Origin of the sequence: Paenibacillus sp. NPDC093718, from assembly GCF_050279985.1 — a bacterium.
Classification (GTDB): Bacteria; Bacillota; Bacilli; order Paenibacillales; family Paenibacillaceae; genus Paenibacillus_AQ.
Genome location: NZ_JBNNUS010000002.1, coordinates 781233 through 799583, shown reverse-complemented (window position 1 = coordinate 799583; position 18351 = coordinate 781233). Strand labels below are relative to the sequence as shown.

Sequence of the window (18351 nt, the reverse complement as noted above, 5' to 3'; positions counted from 1 at the left end):
GGCAGCTCACCCTTGGGGGCTGTTACATATTTTCATACTTATGGAACATCATCGTTAAATCACGTTTTGAATCTTTACATGACGTATGGAGATCATGACTTAAGCAACCATAAAGCCGGCACGTTGGAGGGTTCCCAACCAGGCAGGGACGTGTGGGCTTGACGGCACTCATAGGTGTTGCCGCCATATGTGACTAAAGCTCCCTGCCGGTATGAAGTGTTAGGTGCCCAGGCCGGAGTTTCCGGTGTGGAGCCGTCCGCCGTGGTAACCTGCAGTTCATTGCTTGCAGGGGAGACGTTGCCAGCCGCATCACGAGCTTTAACGGTGAAGCTATAGGCTGTGTTTGGTGTTAACCCGCTGACCGTATAGGAAAGCGTGCTGCCGGATACCGTGGTCACCAGCGTTGTGCCCCGATAAACGTCATAGCCGCTAACCCCGACATTATCCGTGGAGTTGTTCCAGGCTAGTGATACGCTGGTTGAGGTATTACCTACTAATCTTAAATTGGCAGGGGCCGTTGGAGCTTGAGTGTCCGGTACCGGATTGGATGTGGCAATCGTTAACGGACTGCTTGCCGTGGAGACGTTGCCTGCTCCATCGCGTGCTTTTACCGTAAAGGTATAGGAGGTTGACGCTTGCAGACCGGTGACGGTATGGCTTAAGGTTGATCCTGATACGGTTGTTACTAGATTAGATCCTTGATAGATTTCATAGCCTGTTACCCCCACGTTATCCGTGGCAGCGTTCCAGGAGAGCGAAATGCTGCTGCTGGTGACGCCTGTGGATCTTAAGTTACTCGGTACGGTTGGAGCTTGCGTGTCCTGATTTCCGCTGCCGTTATTCAGGTTCACATCGATTACGTTATAGAAGGCGTTGCCTGTATCGGCGATCTCCCACACGGCTAGGATCAGATAATAGCCGGTGCGGTCGGTAGGAACATTACAGGTGTGGGTTACGGTGTTCGGCGGACGTTTGCCACCGTCATTGAAGGAGCAGAACAATTCGAGATCTGCACGTGCGAGGGGTTTGCTGGAATCCCAGCCTTTTTTCGTAATATAATATTTCCAATCGGATGTGGCGTGAGCAGCGGTCAGCACCCATTTAAATGTATTCGGTCCGCCGTTCATGTTCACTTTACTCCAGCGGGTAGGTGATTGTTCATTGAGCTCGTGGAAAATTCCAGCACCAGCAATCTGACCATCAGCTGGTCCACCGATGGGGAAGTTACCTTTTCCCTCAAGGGAATGCGGTTCATATATGATTCTGCCGCAGTTGGTGTTCTCTCCGAGCTTACACTTATAACCACGACTGGCTGGTGATTCAATATACCCATGAGCGGAGACGCTGCTTGCCGTGATGATCATGATGGTGAAGAACAACAGAGTGCTTCCTAAAAAAATCCACAGCGGTTTCAAATGCAAGCGGCGATTTGTTTGACATTGAACCTGTTTCATAACAAATACCTCCTTGAATATTTAATTTGTGACCATTCATGAACAGCTTTGATCCTCCTCCTCCTCCTTGGCAGCATTGATCTATATAAACTCAAAATCAGAGTTTATACCATGATTGTACAAATCACCTAAAAAATGTTAAACTATGTAGTTACTATTTTTCGGCATTCTTTGATAAAAGTAAAGGGATAATATATTATCGTAAAGGGATAAAATATTATAGTATTTTCCACTATGAAACAAGGGTATATAAAAAAACGAAATCCAAGGCTGGATTTCGTTTTTTTTGAGTTCTATGGATAGGAGCGTCATGTCGATGCCAGCTTCTCTATCGAGAAAAGACTCCAGGGATAGACGGAGGGCGGCATGGAACGAATGGAGATCTCTTCTTTGGTAACGGGATGAGGAAATCCGACCAATACGGACCATAAGGCAATCTGCTGGCCGGCTTTGTTCACCTTGCTTCCATACTTCTGATCTCCGAACAGCGGATGTCCCGCATGGCTCAGCTGTACACGGATTTGGTGCGGCCTGCCCGTGTGCAGCTCGATCAGGACGAGGCTGAAGCCTTCCGACGTTTGGAGCACGGTGTAATCCAGAATGGCCTCTTTGGCCCCGTCCATACCTTTAGTGGTGACATGAACGGTGTTGGTTTTTACATCCTTATACAGCATATTTACGAGCCGACCTGAAGTTTTCGCAGGAATCCCATGAACGACCGCCACATATTGCTTGCGGAAGCTGCGACTGCGGACGGCTTCCGATAATCGGGATGCGGCTTTGGAAGTCTTGGCAAACACCATCGCTCCGCCAACCGGACGGTCCAGACGGTGCACCAATCCCAAAAATACATTGCCCGGTTTATTGTAGCGCTCCTTGATGTCCTGTTTCAGAATGGTCAGCATGTCGGGATCGCCGGTAGCATCCTCTTGGGAGGGGATGTTTACCGGCTTGGTTACTCCTAACACATGATTATCCTCGAACAGAATCGGCACAACCGGATATGCTGCTGGTTCCCGCTTGCTCATCGAATCAGGACTCCCATCGACCCAGGATGCCGCACGGCAGGTTCATGCCGGAGCGGGTAATCGGCAATCCGATTTCTCCCGCACTGATGGTACCGCCGTATTTCGGCTTCATGGTCATGGTCAGCATGTTATTCAGAACGGTAGGGGAGATTCCGGTTGTATAGGAGTTAATCAGCATGAACAGCGGATTATCCGATACGATGCTCATGCAGCTTTCGAGGAAGGGATACAAGCTTTGCTCAAGCTTCCACGTTTCTCCACTTGGTCCGCGGCCATAAGATGGAGGATCCATAATGATCGCATCATATTTGTTCCCCCGCCGCTGCTCCCGTTGCACGAATTTGAACACATCATCCGTGATATAACGGATAGGACGGTCGGCAAGTCCGGACAATGCCGCGTTTTCCTTGGCCCATTGAACCATCCCCTTCGCAGCATCCACATGAACAACCTGAGCTCCGGCCGAGGCGGCCGCGACGGTTGCTCCGCCGGTATAGGCGAACAAGTTCAGCACGCTGACCGGACGTCCGGCTGAAGCGATCTTATCCATCATCCAGCGCCAGTTGGCTGCCTGCTCCGGAAATAAACCGGTATGTTTAAAATTGGTTGGTCGAATATGAAATTTCAATTGGTCGTATGAGATGGTCCACCGGTCCGGAAGCTGCTTTTTCATGTCCCATTGTCCGCCGCCGGACGAGCTGCGATGATAGTGTCCGTGCACGCTGCGCCACTGTCCATCTTCACGTTCAATGGGCCATATGATCTGCGGATCCGGACGTCTGAGAATCACGTCGCCCCAGCGCTCCAGCTTTTCTCCGCCTCCGGTATCGATAACCTCGTAATCTTGCCAATCCTGAGCTACATACATGTTGAAAACCATCCTTCAAATAGTCATTTAGATTTTATTGTACAACATATCAGAAGCTGAATGCCACCAAGGATTCCCCGGCTTGATCAAACCTATTCGGATGATATGGACTTTGAAGCTCGACTTACCCCAAATCTTCGAAAGCGGAGTGGAAACGGAATTCGCCATGCAGATGATCGAGTGCGCCCGGCTGAAGCTCGGCAACCATGAACACTTCATCGGAAACCGTAAATTGGATGATGTCGATTCCATAGGCTCTGGCCTGCACAAATCCGTAACGGGGATAATATGCCGGATGACCGAACAGAAAAACAAGTGGATAGCCATGCGAGAGACACCGCCGTTTGCCTTCTTCGATCAATTTCCCGCCGATCCCTTGTCGTTGATAATCCGGAAGCACGGCCAGCGGCCCTAACGCAGCCACGTGATGGCTATGCCCCCCGTCAAAAAGGCTAGACCGGCTGAACATAATATGTCCCTTAATGATCCCATCTTCTTCGGCTACGATTGACAACTCCCGTTGAAAGTCTTTATCTTCCCGCAGCCGCCGTACTAGAATCGCTTCTTCCTGTCCGGGAAAAGCCTGAGTGAGAAGGTTCTGGACCTTCTCATAATCGTTCTTGGTTTCTGTACGTATGTTCATCGTAATCTCTCCTCCGAATATCCTTAGCATTCTTTTTGATATCGTGGTCAACTCATCGTCAAGAGTCTCGTTATTCCGGTTTCGTTTCTATCTGCACTCCTTCTACGTGCTTGCGGTTCATCAGTTTACGCTTCTTCCGGTTTTCTTTGCTCTCAAAAACAATATCAAGATCATAATCCTCCGGGTAAAGATCCTTGGCCGCAATATAAGGCTTCAGCCGTTTATGGTTAATCTTCAGTCTATCCTTCCGAATCATAACACCGATATTACCTCTACCGTCGATGGTTTCATACACGGTTCCGCTTCGTTTCAAATAAGGCACATAGACACGATCGCCTAATTGATAGAGGGAAGAGGGAGCATCTTTGTCTTGATGATCTTCATCATTCATTAGCTTATCCTGTTTGTCTATCGACAACATAACGGATTCTTCCGGACGCGCTTCTTCAGCCTCATCATCGGACTCTGAGCAATCCTTTTGTATAAGGGCCGTGTTATCTCTCGCCGTTCCCGCTTCCGTGATTTCCCGCGATCTGGCAATGATCGACTCCGGAATGCCCAGCTTCGCTGCAATGACAAAGGCATAACTGTGCCCGGCTTCACCAATCCGTAGCCGATAGAGCGGCTCGAGTGTGTCGGCGTCAAATTCCATGCGGGCATTCTCAAAGCCGGCGGTGCGCTCGGCAAAATTTTTGATTTCGGTAAAATGGGTGGTTACAACAACTGTTGCTTCACGTTGACTCAACTCCTCCAAAATGGCAATCGACAATCCAACGCCTTCACCAGGATCCGTTCCCGACGCCATTTCATCGAGCAGTACAAGCGTAGACCGGCCGGCTGTCTGCAAAATATCGCGGATGTTGCGAATATGCGCAGAGAACGTGCTGAGGGCATGCTCCAGACTCTGCCCATCTCCGATATCGACGGAAATCTCGTCAAAGATGGCGCAATGGCTGCCTTCCGCGACAGGAACCAGCAGACCGGATTGCACCATAACGGTGATGAGTCCAACCGTCTTCAGAGCAGAAGTTTTGCCGCCGGTATTAGGCCCTGTAATGATCAAGGTTTTATACCGCTCTCCGATAGAGAAGTCCAGTGGTACCATCGTGGAGCCGATTAAAGGATGCACCGCGGATTTTAGGTGGATGAACCCCTCCTGGTTCAGGCTTACATTGCGCCCGCCGATGGAAACGGCGTACTTGCCTCTGGCTATGATGTAATCGTAGATTCCAACAATGTCGGCATTGGTTCTCAATTCGAATTGATATTGCTCGGCTAGTGCGGTCAAATCACTCAGCACCTTCGTTTCTTCGCGGACTTCATCGGCGTGCAGAAAATTCAATTCCATCTGAAGTCCCTGCAAGTCGGAAGGCTCGATGAATACCGTCTGCCCGCTGGAAGATTCATCCAGAATCGAGCCGCTCACTGATTTACGGTGCTCCTTCTTGATGGGCAGCACGTAACGTTCTCCGCGCTTGCTGATGACATGCTCTTGCATGATCCCTTTGTAACGGCCCATCAGGCTTTCGAGCTTACGCTTGATCCGTTCCTCGGCTACGATGATTTTTTTGCGGATTTTGGCCAAATCTTTGCTGGCGCTATCCACAACACGCCCCCCGTGAATGCTGCGTTCGATTTCGGACAGAAGTGGACGCAATTCATGCATGGATGAGGCGTAGGAACTGATCAATGGAGCAATGCCGTCCTTGGCTTTCATATATTGAATGAGCTGGCGGCAGCTTCTCAGATATTGGACCATATTCCCGAAATCGCGCTCAGACAGCACATAACCGGTGCCGAGCAGATCCAGGATCATTTGAATGCCCTCCAGTGAAGGTATAGGGACGCTAGCTCCGGTACGGAGCAGGGTTTTGGCTTCTTCCGTTTCATTCAGTTTATTGCGGATGGCTTTCATCTGGGTGAGGGGGGCCATCTTCCGGATATGCTCGACTCCCAGGTACGATACGGCAAAGCGTTCAAGCTCGGTGCGTATTTTCTCGTACTCCAATTTGTTTAATGCGAAGGGTTTCATGGGTTACATTCTCCTTTTGACTATAAAATGGATGGTAAACAACACAAAAAGGGCGGAAAGCGAACTACTAAGGTTCGCTTTCCGCCCATAGATCGTTATTCTGATGGCATGGCGCATGGGACCGCTCCAAATAACCCTTTTGAATAGAAGGAGGGGGAGACCCAAAAAATCCGTGCTGAACTCAGCACGGATGACCATATCATATCTGAATAAACCCTAAAGGGGCTTCCATTGATATCCGCAGTTCTTAACTAATTCAACGGACGAAATGAAAATCCATCAAAAAATAAACATATCCCTATACAGGGAATGCCCAAAATTTTACATTTCGATCCATATGAAATTTGGTTAGTTAAGAACGACCACCGACATCAAAATCTCTCCTTTTGATAAGAGTATGAAATAACTATATCCATAAATAGGGTCAGAAGTCAAGGCCGAAAAGCGAATACGATCCCTTAAAAAACTGTGATATGATGGAATTGTTATACCGTTGCTAATCAATAGTAACTGCTGTCGTCAATCATGAGAGGACAAGACACGAGAGGAGTTGTATCCATGGGGAAATTGCTGACACGAAGTGAGGTTCCAATCGAGGCAACTTGGAATCTGGATGATTTGTTTGTCTCGCAAGAAGCATTCGAAGCGGGATTAAAAGCGATTGAATCGCAAGCTGCTCAATTGACTCGATTCAGAGGCAGGCTGGGAGAGGGTGCATCCGTTCTTCTGGAGTGCTTGAATGAACAGGAAGCTCTGATGGAGAGCATTAGCAGAGTCGGAGCGTATGCCAGATTACGACAATCGGAAGACGGAACCAATCCGGCCAACCTGGCAAATTCGGCCAAAACGGGCGATGTTCTCTCACGCATCCAATCTTCCCTGACGTTTATTGAATCGGAGCTGCTGGATCTCGAGGATGGAATCATCGATCAATACATAACGAAGGAAGACGGGCTTGTTCCTTATGCCCGAAGCTTGACATTGTTGCTGGAATCGAAGCCTCACCGCTTGAGTCCTGAGACGGAAAGCGTGTTAGCATCGCTGGGAGAGGTGCTCGGTTCCCCTTACCGCATCTATTTGCGCAGCAAGCTGTCGGATATGACATTTGACGATATTCAAGTGAATGACGGAACCAAGCCAGTCTCGTTCCGCCTGTACGAGAACTCTTACGAAATGTCCGAGGATACGCAGCTTCGGCGCGAGGCCTATGCCTCGTTCACGAAGTCACTGCAGGGTTCGCGCCATACATTTGCCGAGGCGTACGCCACCGAAGTGAAGAAGCAAGTGGTGATGTCCCGGCTTCGAGGGTATGATTCCGTAACGGACATGCTGCTGAAACCGCAGCAAGTAACGATGGAGATGTACAATAATATTCATGATACCATTCTGACGGAGTTAGCTCCGCATATGCGAAGACTGATGAAGTTGAAGAAGCGTGTGCTTGGGCTGGATCAAATGCTGTTCTGCGATTTGAAAGCGCCGATGGACACGGATTACAATCCAAGCGTTACTTATGAAGAAGCATGCTCCACGATTTCCAGTGCCTTGTCGATACTGGGTCCTGAATACGGCAAGATCGTTCAATCCACGTTCTCCAAGCGCTGGGTGGATTATGCCGATAATATTGGTAAATCTACGGGAGCGTTCTGCTCCTCCGTATACGGAGTGCATTCTTATATCCTGATGGCATGGGCGGACAATATGCGAAATGCCTTCACGTTAGCGCATGAAGTCGGGCATGCTGGTCATTTGATGCTGGCAGCGGACCATCAGCGTATCACCAATGCCCGTCCTTCCTTGTATTTTATCGAGGCGCCTTCAACGATGAACGAGCTGCTGTTGGCGGATCACCTGCTCAGTCAATCCGAGGATAAGCGGATGCGGCGCTCTGTTATTCTTCAGCTTCTGAGCACGTATTACCATAACTATGTGACTCACCTTCTGGAAGCGGAAATGCAGCGACGGGTATACCGCCATGCGATGGCCGATGAGCCGATTACCGCAGATAAGCTATCTGAGCTAAAAGGAACTGTGTTATCCGATTTCTGGGGTGACGCGGTCGAGCTCGATGAAGGAGCAAAGCTGACCTGGATGCGACAACCGCATTATTACATGGGTCTTTATCCATATACGTATGCCGCAGGACTGACCGCATCAACAGCTGCAGCACAATTGATTCGCGAGGAAGGACAACCGGCAGTAGACCGGTGGCTCCAAGTCCTCAAAGCCGGAGGCAGCAAGAGTCCGCTGGAATTAATGGCGATGGCTGGCGTCGATATGTCCACTTCCGAGCCGATCTCCAAAGCGGTAGCTTATGTAGGATCGCTCGTCGACGAACTGGAGTCCCTGTACGAGGAATAGTACCATTTGCATATATGAGAAAAGGGTGGTCCACAGCTCATTGCTGTAGATCACCCTTTTGTTTGTGGTGGATATTGGAGAGACACCGAACCTTATTTGTCCGTGATATCATCATGCAGTGCATGGGTAGGGATCGTAAAGTAGAAGGAGGATCCGACGTTTTCACGACTTTCCACGCCGATGACCCCACCCATCAGCTCGACCAGTTTTTTACTGATCGCCAGCCCCAATCCCGTACCGCCATATTTGCGATTCAAGGATGGGTGAAGCTGTGAGAAGGAAGTGAACAGCTGATGCTGCTGTTCAGCAGGGATGCCAATTCCCGTATCCCTTACTTGAAAAGCAAGCGTGATTTCCTGGGTCCCTGTCCTGCGCAGTCCCTCGACATTCATCGTGATGCTGCCCTCATGCGTGAATTTGATGGCATTGCTGATGAGGTTAACAAGCACTTGCCGCAGCCGCAGAGCGTCGCCGATGATCACATCGGGAACAGTGGAGCTGTTGATGCTGCAGGATAACGATAACCCCTTTTCTTTGGCTTTGGCCGAGAATAAATCAACGACGACCTCAAGCAAGGACCGTAAATCGATCGGTTCCTGAATGAGTGTCATATTGCCGGTCTCGATTTTGCTGAAATCGAGAATCTCGTTCAGGATGTGCAGCAGCGAGCTGCTGCTCTCCATCAAAATATCGGTATAATTCAGCTGATCCTCGTCAAGCTCGGTCGTTCGTAATAGCTCAATCATGCCGATGATGCCGTTCATCGGCGTGCGGAGTTCGTGACTCATCATGGTCAGAAACTCCGTTTTCGCTTGATCTGCCCGCTCGGCATTCTCCTTCGCCCGGATGATTTCTTTCTCGTCGGTGATATCGCGGAATACCATAACGGCGCCTTTGCGCTCGCCTTGGTCCCAGATGGGATTGACCTGATAATCTGCCAGAAAGCTGGTTCCGTCGCCTCGCCAAAGCACAATTTCGGCTCTGGACAGTGGTACGCCTTGTTTGACGGCCCGAACAAGCGGAGAATCATCCCCCCGATAAAAAGTACCGTCATGGCGAATTTCTTTGATGATCTGGTCGCAGGGTCTTCCGATGGTGGTGGCCGGTTCATAATCCAGCATCGCTGCGCCTGCCGGATTAATAAATGCGACGTGTCCGTGAATGTCCAGCCCGATAATGCCTTCGGATACCGTATTCAGCAAAAGGGTGAGCTCCCGGCTCAGCTTCTTGATCTCTTCCATGGTTCGTATGCGCTCGGTGATATCCCGGGTAATGCCATAGACGCCGACCACTTCGTCATCCACGAAAATCGGGATGTTAATCGTATTAATGTCGATGGGATGTCCATCCTTATGAATAATCGTTAGATCATAGCTCTGAGGTATGCCTTCTGTTGCCTGGTTAAAATGAAACAACGTGCGAGCCATGTCTTTTTCCGCTACAATCGGTCCGAAATACATCCCAATCAGCTCGTCCAGTGTATATCCTGTCAGGTCCTGCAGATTCTGGTTGGCCGTTAAGTAGTCGCCATCCAAATTCATCGAGTATACGGCCGACGGATTATATTCAAATAGAGAACGGTACCGCTGCTCGCTTTCCTTTAACTTAAATTCCATCAGCTTTCGTTCGGAAATGTCGCGGGCAATCGAAATGATCTCGTTCTTTTGGCCGTCCTGCGTGCTGATGTACTTGCAATTGACTTCAAACCAGATGTGCCTGCCATCCTTATGTATATAACGGAAGGTGATCGGTGTGAGCAATTTGCCGTTCAGGCAATGCTTGAAATAGTCCTGAAGCGGTATGATATCCTCAGCGTATACGTAATCGAATATACTGGTACCAACCATTTCATCTGGACGATATCCAAGCAGAGAATAACAGGATGGTGAACAATAAAGAAACGTTGAACAGCCTATGGTGCTGCTCGATATGAAGTCAAGGGAATTTTCGGTTATGAGTTTATACTTGTTTTCATTCTCCAGCGACTGCTGTTCAATCAGCACCTGCTCGGTGATGTCCTGCGCCATGCCGACCATTTCCATGGGTCTGCCTTCATTCGTAACGGAGACTTCCCATTGAGCTCGAATGGTTCGGACTTGACCGTCCTGAAGCTGGATCCGATAGATGATATCATCCGCTTTCTCTAGAATGGCTCTGCTCAAGGTTGCCTCGAGCCGCTCACGGTCCTCCGGAACGACCAATGACAGCAGCGTGTTATGGTTTGGCTCAGTGGCACTGATCTGATATCCGTAAATTCGCCTCATTTCATCGCTGTAGGTGAGCGTATGCGTGATCAAGTCCCAACGCCAGGAACCAATCTTGGCAATCCGCTGCGCATGGGCCAGTGTATCCTCATCCGTTTTGCGTTTGGTAATATTTCGTCCAATGGCCAGAACCTTGTTAATCTCGCCGTGAGCTCCCCGAATTAACTGAAATGACGTTTCAAACCATAAATAATGCCCGTCCTTATGGCGAATACGTCGAACGAAACTATCTTCCTCTGAAAATAGTTTGCCCGGTTCTTTCATTTGCTCGGAATCCACCTGGTGATAGTAATCGATCCGGCATTGGCCCGTCATTTCTTCTTGGGTGTATCCGAGTATTTCCGTCACAGAAGGTGAGATGTATTCGATGATGCCATCAGCATTGCTGATGGATATAAGATCTTGTCCGCTCTTGGAAATGAGTGCAAGCAGCTGATCATTCTTAATGGTCGGCGGCAAAGACGACTTCTCCTGTACGGTCCCGGGCTCTATACAGCATAATATCCATGGGGCTTCTCCAGGGGAGGGATGTTTCAGCAGGGAAATAGAGACAGAGACATGGACAACATTTCCGTTATGGCGGATAAAATAAGAGTCTCTCTTGAGCGTGGACGTTTGTTCATATGTCAATGATTGCAATATTTGTTGAATCGATAGATTGGATAAAACTTGGATTTCGGAAGGTTTGAGCCGAAGCAGGTCTGAACGTTTGGATTCGGTAAGTTCGCAAAAACGATCATTAACCTTCGCCACAGGCTCGTCAACCGCAGAAATCAGGACCGCCCCCATAGGCAATTTATCAAACATTTGTTCCCAGACCCAATGTTCCGCTGTTTGCCTCATGATAATATAGATGCCTCCCTAACTTAAGCTGTACCCTTTGATCATAGAGGATAGGATCACTCTATCGCAATAGTTAATACCAGTGTTACATTTGAACTTGGACATCAAGGCGCGTAAAAGCCAACCGATAAGAGGAGCATCCTTATGGCTGGCGATTTTAACCTTACGGTACATCCGATGGCTAATGATGTTTTTATCCTCGTTTTTTATTTGTGCAGAAGGTCACGCTCGTCGACGTTTTTGTCAAAGTAATGCCCGGCATAGGAGCAAGCGGGGATGATTTTCAAATCTTTTTCCCGGGCGTATCCTATTACTTTTCGCACGAGTTCGTCGGCGATTCCTTGCCCTCGCAGGCTGGGTGAGATATAGGTATGATCGATACTAATCACTCCGTTTCCTTGAGTCGAGTAGGAGATTTTGGCTACCGTTTTTCCATTGTTTTCAATAAAAAAGCTGCCGGGCTTTGTCTGTATATTTCGATTGTCCATGGTGTTTAACCCTCCTTCATCTGGTTGTACTATACCCGTATCCACGATGCATTAAACGGATTTCAGATAGGCCAACACCCTTGACGGGACATTTGCATACAATGCGAATAGAAGAGAACGAAGGAGGACATCATGAACAATTATTCAACTCAACCGCAAATGCTGTTTCAATGCGATCACCAAATGGCTCATTCCATGAAAAAGCATAAGGAACATGCTCACGCAGCGCTCAAGAAAGCCGTGAACCGCAAAGTTAGAGTGCAAACCTTGGACGATGAGGTCTTTGAGGGTGTCATCATTAACCTGGATGCCAAAAATGTGTATATTCAAATCGAACAAGGGGATAGAGGCTTTTATCCAGGCCCCTTTCCAAGACCGAGACCACCATACTCACCGTACCCACCATACCCATACAATCCATATTACAGCAACGTGATTCTGCCACTGGCGTTGTTTGACCTGCTCGCGGTGAGCTTGCTGTGGTAGTGAGTATCGTTTAAGTAAAAACCTGCAGATTTTGTCTGCAGGTTTTTTTGTTGGAAAGGAGTTGAGGGTATAAGACCAATTTCAGATATAACTATTTACATACATTCTGTTTGTATGTTAAATTGGATTCATCCCATTTATAGAAGGAGATGTTTTCCAGATGAAGCTGCAAGGATTTTATCCCGTTATCATGACAGAGAAGATTGCCGAAAGCACAGAGTTTTACACACGGTTGTTTGGATTTGAGATTGTTTTTGAAGCGGATTGGTATGTAAGCCTGAAGAATGGAGACCAGGGACAAGGCTCTTATGAAATGGCCCTCTTGTCCAAAGATCATCCCACGGTACCGTCTTCCTTTCAGAAACCAGTGCAGGGATTGATTCTTAATTTTGAGGTGGAGGATGTGGATGCCGAGTATCAAAGGCTGATCATCCACGAAAAGCTGCCGCTTCATTTGGATATACGGGATGAGGAATTTGGGCAGAGGCATTTTATTACCAGTGACCCGAATGGGGTGCTGATCGATATGATTAAAGTCATTCCGCCTTCACAAGCATTTATGGAGCTGTATAATGAAGATGTGTGGTCCACGGATGATGACCAACCCGGTAAATGAGTACATTCACCGCATTAAAGGACTACTTCGGAAGAGAGCTGGCGATTCTTTTATCAGATCGAATTAAGCCGCTTGCTCCGGAGTTTCACTCGGAGGTTTTCATTGAAGCCGTAAGCCGCAAGACAGCGACGCTTGAATTGAAAGGAAGGGTAGCCGTTATTGCAGAAGAATTGCAGCAGGCCCTGCCCTTTGGTTATCCGGATAGTTTGGAGATTTTACTCGGCATCATCGGACCAGAGAATAAAACAGAGAAAGGAATGTTCACGAACGGGTATTTTCTCATGCCGATTGCATGTTTTGTGGAACGATTTGGGCTTGATCACTTTGAAATATCGATGAACGCGTTATATGAAATTACCAAACGGCACACATCGGAGTACGCGATTAGGCCTTTTCTGCTCCATTATGAAGATCTGTGTCTTGAAATTTTGAAGGACTGGCTTTCGGATGATAGTCCCCATGTCCGTCGCCTGGTTAGTGAAGGTACCCGGCCACGTCTGCCGTGGGCAAAGCGAATTCCAGTGATCAAGGGAGATCCCGCCCACAATTTGGCGCTGCTAGAGCCCCTTCTGCAGGATACCTCTGGCTATGTCCGCAAATCGGTTGCGAATCATCTTCATGATCTAAGCAAAGATTACCGGGAAACCGTCCTTCCCTGGCTAATTGAACATCTGGAATCGTCTGGAGCCTACGGTCCTTGGATACTTCAGCATTCGCTAAGATCCATGGCCAGGAGCGGAGATCAGGAAGTATTGAAGCTTCTAACGTCTATGAGAATAGCATCCGAATGATGCCTAGGAGAGAGAAACGCGAATTATGAGAAGAACCAAAAGCGAAGCTAACGAAACCATACAGCTGCTGCTGAAGGTAGCCAGAACACATTTCACGGAAAAAGGCTATGCCAATGCGGCACTAGAGGAGATTGCCGACGAAGCTAAAGTTACCCGCGGGGCGCTGTATCATCATTTTAAGAATAAACAAGGGCTGTTTCTTGCCGTGCTTGAATTAGTGCAGACGGAAATTGGACAGCGCGTGGAGGCGGAAGCGGATAGCTCCGAGGATCCTTGGGAGCAGCTTCTGTATGGCTGTCGGGCTTTTATTGCGACCGTGGTAGAACCGCAGAATAAGCGCATTATGCTCATTGACGGTCCGAGTGTCGTAGGTTGGGAGTCTTGGCGCGAGATGGACGAGCAGAATTCGATGAGTCACCTGAGGGAACAGCTAGCCTTCATGCAGAATCAGGGGATGATGAAGACCGTTCCAGTTGATGCTATGACGCATGCCTTGTCCGGCGCTTTAAACGAATGCTCGCTGTGGGTTGCTCAAATGCCGGAAACGGATAAGGGCATCGAGAAAACGATGGATGTGATTGCCGGCATGTTACAGGGGTTTAGAGTAAGTTGATCCCCCGGATAACTAAACCACGGTGTATGTTTTAGTTCTAGTAACAGATCATGTTTAACAGCCGGACCGGATCCGTGTATCGGCGGCCTACATATCCGTATGAGATTAAAGCATTAGAGAAGGTTTACCCTTAATATGGACCGGATATCCAGCAAACCTTACAATTTGCATGAATGTTGTATGCTGGAGAGGTACATCCAAAATCCATGAAATGGAAGGGGTTAAACATGAAATCAATGAAGCCGCTGCAGGAGTTTTTGGAAGAACAACAGGATAACCCGATCGAAGCCATCGGAAGCTACATTTTCGGACACATCGAAGGGAACTGGCAAAAAGTACTTACCGTAAATCAGGAAAAACTGCTGAGGGCATACAACGAGGCTGGAGATGCGGCGTATGGGACGTTTTTGAACCTGTTATTCTTGCCGATTCATAAACAATTAAAGGAAATGGGAATACGTCCTGAACCTAATTTCCCGGGTAACTTCGACATCTCAAGAGAATGGGGGAGTCAGGAAGGGACAGACCAACAGCGCTGGATGTGGAGCACGGTTTATTCGCCGGTGAAGGAGCCGCTCGGAACCATCGTCACCGTTGTATATCACGATCATACACAGTTTCGCATCCCAAGGCAGCCTCGGATCATAGCCTTGCATGAGAGAGGAAAAGAGGATGTCGTCGCGGCCCTTTCGCTCAAGTCACCGGATTTTAAGGAAGCGCTCGAGTTTACGGTTGAATACGAAGCATATCTTCGGAGTTTACGGGAGTAAGGAAGGACAGCTTGTCAGCGCTATTCTACCGCCAGGGAGATGTCTTCGCGCCCGTGTAGAATATCAGACAGGTCATTAGCCTATAAAAAGCGCCTTGAGCAGGATGGAAATATCCTGGCACAAGGCGCTTTTTAACATTTAGATTGAAGACAGCTGATCGATCGTTAGGTCTAACCAGTCTAATTCTTCCCTTGTCAGCTGGATGGTTGAACCCTCATCACAGGATTTTAATTCTTCCGCAGACTGCGCACCGATCAGCGCACAGGTTGGGAAGGGCTGGTTCAGCACGTAAGCGAGCGCAATCTGTATGGCTGTCACATTCTTCGAAGCGGCCAGCTGTTTGGCACGCTCTAACCGCTCCCAGTTCGCATCGCTATAAAATACCCGCACAAGATCTGCATTGTCCCGAATTTCCGGTGTGAACCGGCCGGTGAAGAATCCTCGCGCTTGGGAAGACCAGGAGAGCAGCGGAAACTGCTCGGCTTCATGCCACGCAATCGTCTCTGCATCGGCTGAGACGCAGCCTTTCCAGAACGGCTCGTTTGGCTTGGCCAGACTAAGATTCGGGCTGCTGAAGGAGAAACCGACTAGTCCATTCGCTTCGGCATAGGCATTGGCATCCCGGATGCGCTCCCATGTCCAGTTGGATACCCCAATGGCGCCAACGCTGCCATCGGCAATGTATTCATTCAAAGCCTCAATAACTTCACCTGCAGGAACCTCAGGGTCGTCACGGTGAAGAGCGTACAGATCGATGAAATTCGTCTGCAGTCTTTCAAAGCTCGTTGTGATGTCGCTCTTGATGTCTTTTTTATTTACGCGCGGGCCATTCTGGTCATGATGGGCACCCTTGGTCAGTATGACGATCTGATCCCGGTTACCTCTTTCCTGCATGTATCTGCCGATCACTTCTTCGCTTTGACCTCCACAGTAGATGTGGGCGGTATCAACGGAATTGCCGCCGATAGCCAGGTATGCATCCATATTCGCGGCTGCTTTCTCATACGAATCATGATAAAAGTAGTCCGTTCCTTTCATTAGCGCAGAGACGGGTTTGTTTAATCCCTTGATTGATATATATTTCATATTCATATCCTCCTTGGGTGTAATTACAACACAATTCGCTTCCGTTCATGGGCAGATTGCAGACAGGCGTCGATGACTTTCATGTTGCGAATGGCATCCTCTGCAGAGTAGCGGAGAGGCTTGTTGTTCAAAATAGCTTCGGCCATATGGTCGCCTTGTTCACTGTATGCGTTTGCACGAGGGACCTCGATTTCTTTACGTCCTTCGCCGGTCGTTAAGAAGAAGTTCGCTCCGTCCTCAGGCAGGCTGTAGGCGTAAGGAACTTCAATCAGGCCATCCGTACCCACGATTTCAAGAGGGTTGCGATACGCCGCCCACATTCCGCAATCAAATGTCAGCGCTACATTCCCTCCAAATTCGATTAATCCGGATGCCATCATGTCGACATGATCATGCTCAGGGGAGAAGAAAGCTTGAACGGTAACAGCTTCCGGCTCTTTATCCAGCAGGATGCGCGCGGCGTTGATCGGATAACAGCCGACATCATAAATCGAGCCGCCGCCCCAATCCTTGCGGAAACGGACATTCCCGTGATTGGCGGAGCTGTTGAAGGTAAACGCGCTGCGTATGCCCCGAATGTCCCCGATGGCACCGGCGTTGATCATTTCCTTCATCAAGTCATACCGCGGGTGATAGCGATACATAAAGGCTTCGGCCAGCACTACCCCGGCCTTAGCTGCTGCTTCTGCCATTTCAGCTGCTTCTGCTTCCGTCAGCGCAAGCGGTTTTTCGCATAGAATGTGTTTACCGGCTTCCGTCGCACGGATGCTCCATTCTTTATGTAGATGGTTAGGGAGCGGAATATAGATAGCATCTATGGAAGAATCCTCGAGCAAGGACTCGTAACTGCCGTATGCAGTCGGTATATTCAGTTCCTCTGCCGTTTGCGCTGCTTTTTCCTGATCGCGGCTGGCAATGGCAACGACTTCATTGAGACGGGATTGCTGTAAACCAGGTATGACCGAGCGTTTGGCAATGCTGGCGCAGCCAAGGATTCCCCAACGAAGTTTTTGAGTCATGTTCATCAGCTCCTATACAACTTATTAAGATTATATTGCGATTATAAAAGACAAGAAATAAAATTGATATAATATTATTTTGTAGTATAATACAACAATATTGTCATTCGAGGAGTATTACGATGAAACGACAAAGTCATCTGCTGACCCTTCCGCAAATGCCATTCTTCTGCCTGCCTGAGTCGGTAGGGATATACCGGGATGAACCGGACCATACCGTAACGCGGGCAGCCGGCTCTCTGAACAATTTCAATATTCATTATGTGGCTTCAGGTAAAGGGTATGTTGAAATCGAAAACGTAGTCCATACGCTTGGCCCAGGTGAAGCCGTGCTGTATTTTCCCATGCAGGCTCAGCGTTATTACACCAGCGAGGACGATCCGTGGGATGTACGATGGTTCCACTTTTATGGCAGCGGTCTGCAGAACTATTTCATCGAACGTGGCTTTCATAAAAGCCAGCTGTGGAGCATTCGGCAGCCGTCAGCCTTTGAGGAAGCGCACGAAGCGCTGTTATGTGAGGCGGAGACTCACCGGATGCTCAAGCCTGCGCAGCTATCCACGCTAACATATTCCTTATTAGCGGTATTCGTGGAGCAGGCATCCGCATTATCGGACAATAAATCGAACAATTCGGCCAACCGGATTCTTGAACTGCTGCCGATCATGCAGCAGGAAGCGGCACAACCGTTTATTTTGGAGGAGTGGGCGGCCAGACTCGGCGTTACCACTTACTATTTCTGTAAATTATTCCGCAATGTCATGGAGATGACCCCGATGGATTTTGTAACGCGGTGCCGCCTTCAGATGGCAAAGCAGTGGCTGCTCGACCATAAAGAAAAAACCATCGGACAAATTGCAGTGGAAGCGGGTTATCCGAGCGTCAGTTATTTTAACAAGCGATTTATGGAGCATGAAGGCATGACGCCATCTTCCTATCGTCGCTTATATGGGGTATAGTTATGGGTATCACGTCGCCAGGTCAGGTGA

At 48.8% G+C, this 18351-nt stretch carries 16 protein-coding genes; 7 read left to right on the top strand and 9 right to left on the bottom strand.

What is annotated here, in order from left to right; translation table 11 throughout:
* Positions 1 to 92: 92 nt before the first annotated feature.
* From ACQKPA_RS09410 to ACQKPA_RS09390, 5 genes are all read right to left on the bottom strand, one after another.
* Positions 93 to 1454: a lytic polysaccharide monooxygenase gene (locus tag ACQKPA_RS09410; protein ID WP_427491525.1), complete on the bottom strand. Its 1362-nt coding sequence runs from the start codon at positions 1452 to 1454 to the stop codon at positions 93 to 95.
* A 308-nt stretch (positions 1455 to 1762) separates the two neighbouring features.
* Positions 1763 to 2482, bottom strand: a complete 720-nt coding sequence (locus tag ACQKPA_RS09405) for an RluA family pseudouridine synthase (RefSeq protein WP_427491523.1) — start codon at positions 2480 to 2482, stop codon at positions 1763 to 1765.
* A gap of 4 nt (positions 2483 to 2486) precedes the next feature.
* Complete coding sequence (locus ACQKPA_RS09400; RefSeq protein ID WP_071218328.1) at positions 2487 to 3350, bottom strand: class I SAM-dependent methyltransferase; 864 nt, start codon at positions 3348 to 3350, stop codon at positions 2487 to 2489.
* A gap of 124 nt (positions 3351 to 3474) precedes the next feature.
* Entirely contained in the window at positions 3475 to 3993 is a 519-nt protein-coding gene (locus tag ACQKPA_RS09395; RefSeq protein ID WP_427491520.1) for a GNAT family N-acetyltransferase, read from the bottom strand.
* A gap of 70 nt (positions 3994 to 4063) precedes the next feature.
* The gene (locus ACQKPA_RS09390; RefSeq protein ID WP_427491518.1) at positions 4064 to 6025 is read right to left on the bottom strand and encodes an endonuclease MutS2; all 1962 of its coding nucleotides are present in this window, start codon (positions 6023 to 6025) and stop codon (positions 4064 to 4066) included.
* A gap of 558 nt (positions 6026 to 6583) precedes the next feature.
* Between ACQKPA_RS09390 and pepF the strand changes: the two genes are divergently transcribed.
* On the top strand, positions 6584 to 8386 hold the full coding sequence (gene pepF / locus ACQKPA_RS09385; RefSeq protein WP_427491516.1) for an oligoendopeptidase F: 1803 nt from the start codon (positions 6584 to 6586) through the stop codon (positions 8384 to 8386).
* A gap of 92 nt (positions 8387 to 8478) precedes the next feature.
* Here pepF and ACQKPA_RS09380 read toward each other — a convergent pair whose 3' ends face one another.
* Together ACQKPA_RS09380 and ACQKPA_RS09375 are read right to left on the bottom strand one after the other, a co-directional pair.
* Positions 8479 to 11493, bottom strand: a complete 3015-nt coding sequence (locus ACQKPA_RS09380) for a PAS domain S-box protein (RefSeq protein ID WP_427491514.1) — start codon at positions 11491 to 11493, stop codon at positions 8479 to 8481.
* 206 nt (positions 11494 to 11699) lie between these two features.
* On the bottom strand, positions 11700 to 11981 hold the full coding sequence (locus ACQKPA_RS09375) for a GNAT family N-acetyltransferase (protein WP_427491512.1): 282 nt from the start codon (positions 11979 to 11981) through the stop codon (positions 11700 to 11702).
* Between the two features lie 132 nt (positions 11982 to 12113).
* Between ACQKPA_RS09375 and ACQKPA_RS09370 the strand changes: the two genes are divergently transcribed.
* The 5 genes from ACQKPA_RS09370 to ACQKPA_RS09350 all read left to right on the top strand — a co-directional run bounded on the left by ACQKPA_RS09370 (position 12114) and on the right by ACQKPA_RS09350 (position 15257).
* The gene (locus ACQKPA_RS09370) at positions 12114 to 12467 is read left to right on the top strand and encodes a hypothetical protein (protein WP_427491510.1); all 354 of its coding nucleotides are present in this window, start codon (positions 12114 to 12116) and stop codon (positions 12465 to 12467) included.
* Positions 12468 to 12627: 160 nt separating this feature from the next.
* On the top strand, positions 12628 to 13083 hold the full coding sequence (locus tag ACQKPA_RS09365) for a VOC family protein (protein ID WP_427491508.1): 456 nt from the start codon (positions 12628 to 12630) through the stop codon (positions 13081 to 13083).
* Positions 13080 to 13874 (top strand): DNA alkylation repair protein, encoded by a 795-nt coding sequence (locus tag ACQKPA_RS09360; RefSeq protein WP_427491506.1) that lies wholly within the window; start codon positions 13080 to 13082, stop codon positions 13872 to 13874. Before ACQKPA_RS09365 ends, ACQKPA_RS09360 begins: the two co-directional genes overlap by 4 nt.
* Before the next feature lie 25 nt (positions 13875 to 13899).
* On the top strand, positions 13900 to 14487 hold the full coding sequence (locus tag ACQKPA_RS09355) for a TetR/AcrR family transcriptional regulator (protein WP_427491504.1): 588 nt from the start codon (positions 13900 to 13902) through the stop codon (positions 14485 to 14487).
* A gap of 227 nt (positions 14488 to 14714) precedes the next feature.
* On the top strand, positions 14715 to 15257 hold the full coding sequence (locus ACQKPA_RS09350) for a DUF6022 family protein (protein WP_427491502.1): 543 nt from the start codon (positions 14715 to 14717) through the stop codon (positions 15255 to 15257).
* Between the two features lie 138 nt (positions 15258 to 15395).
* Here ACQKPA_RS09350 and ACQKPA_RS09345 read toward each other — a convergent pair whose 3' ends face one another.
* Positions 15396 to 16343 (bottom strand): aldo/keto reductase, encoded by a 948-nt coding sequence (locus ACQKPA_RS09345; RefSeq protein WP_427491500.1) that lies wholly within the window; start codon positions 16341 to 16343, stop codon positions 15396 to 15398.
* 23 nt (positions 16344 to 16366) lie between these two features.
* Positions 16367 to 17362 (bottom strand): Gfo/Idh/MocA family protein, encoded by a 996-nt coding sequence (locus tag ACQKPA_RS09340; protein ID WP_427491498.1) that lies wholly within the window; start codon positions 17360 to 17362, stop codon positions 16367 to 16369.
* Positions 17363 to 17484: 122 nt separating this feature from the next.
* Here ACQKPA_RS09340 and ACQKPA_RS09335 point away from each other — a divergent pair, with 122 nt between their 5' ends.
* Positions 17485 to 18321 (top strand): AraC family transcriptional regulator, encoded by an 837-nt coding sequence (locus ACQKPA_RS09335; RefSeq protein WP_427491496.1) that lies wholly within the window; start codon positions 17485 to 17487, stop codon positions 18319 to 18321.
* Positions 18322 to 18351 lie beyond the last annotated feature (30 nt).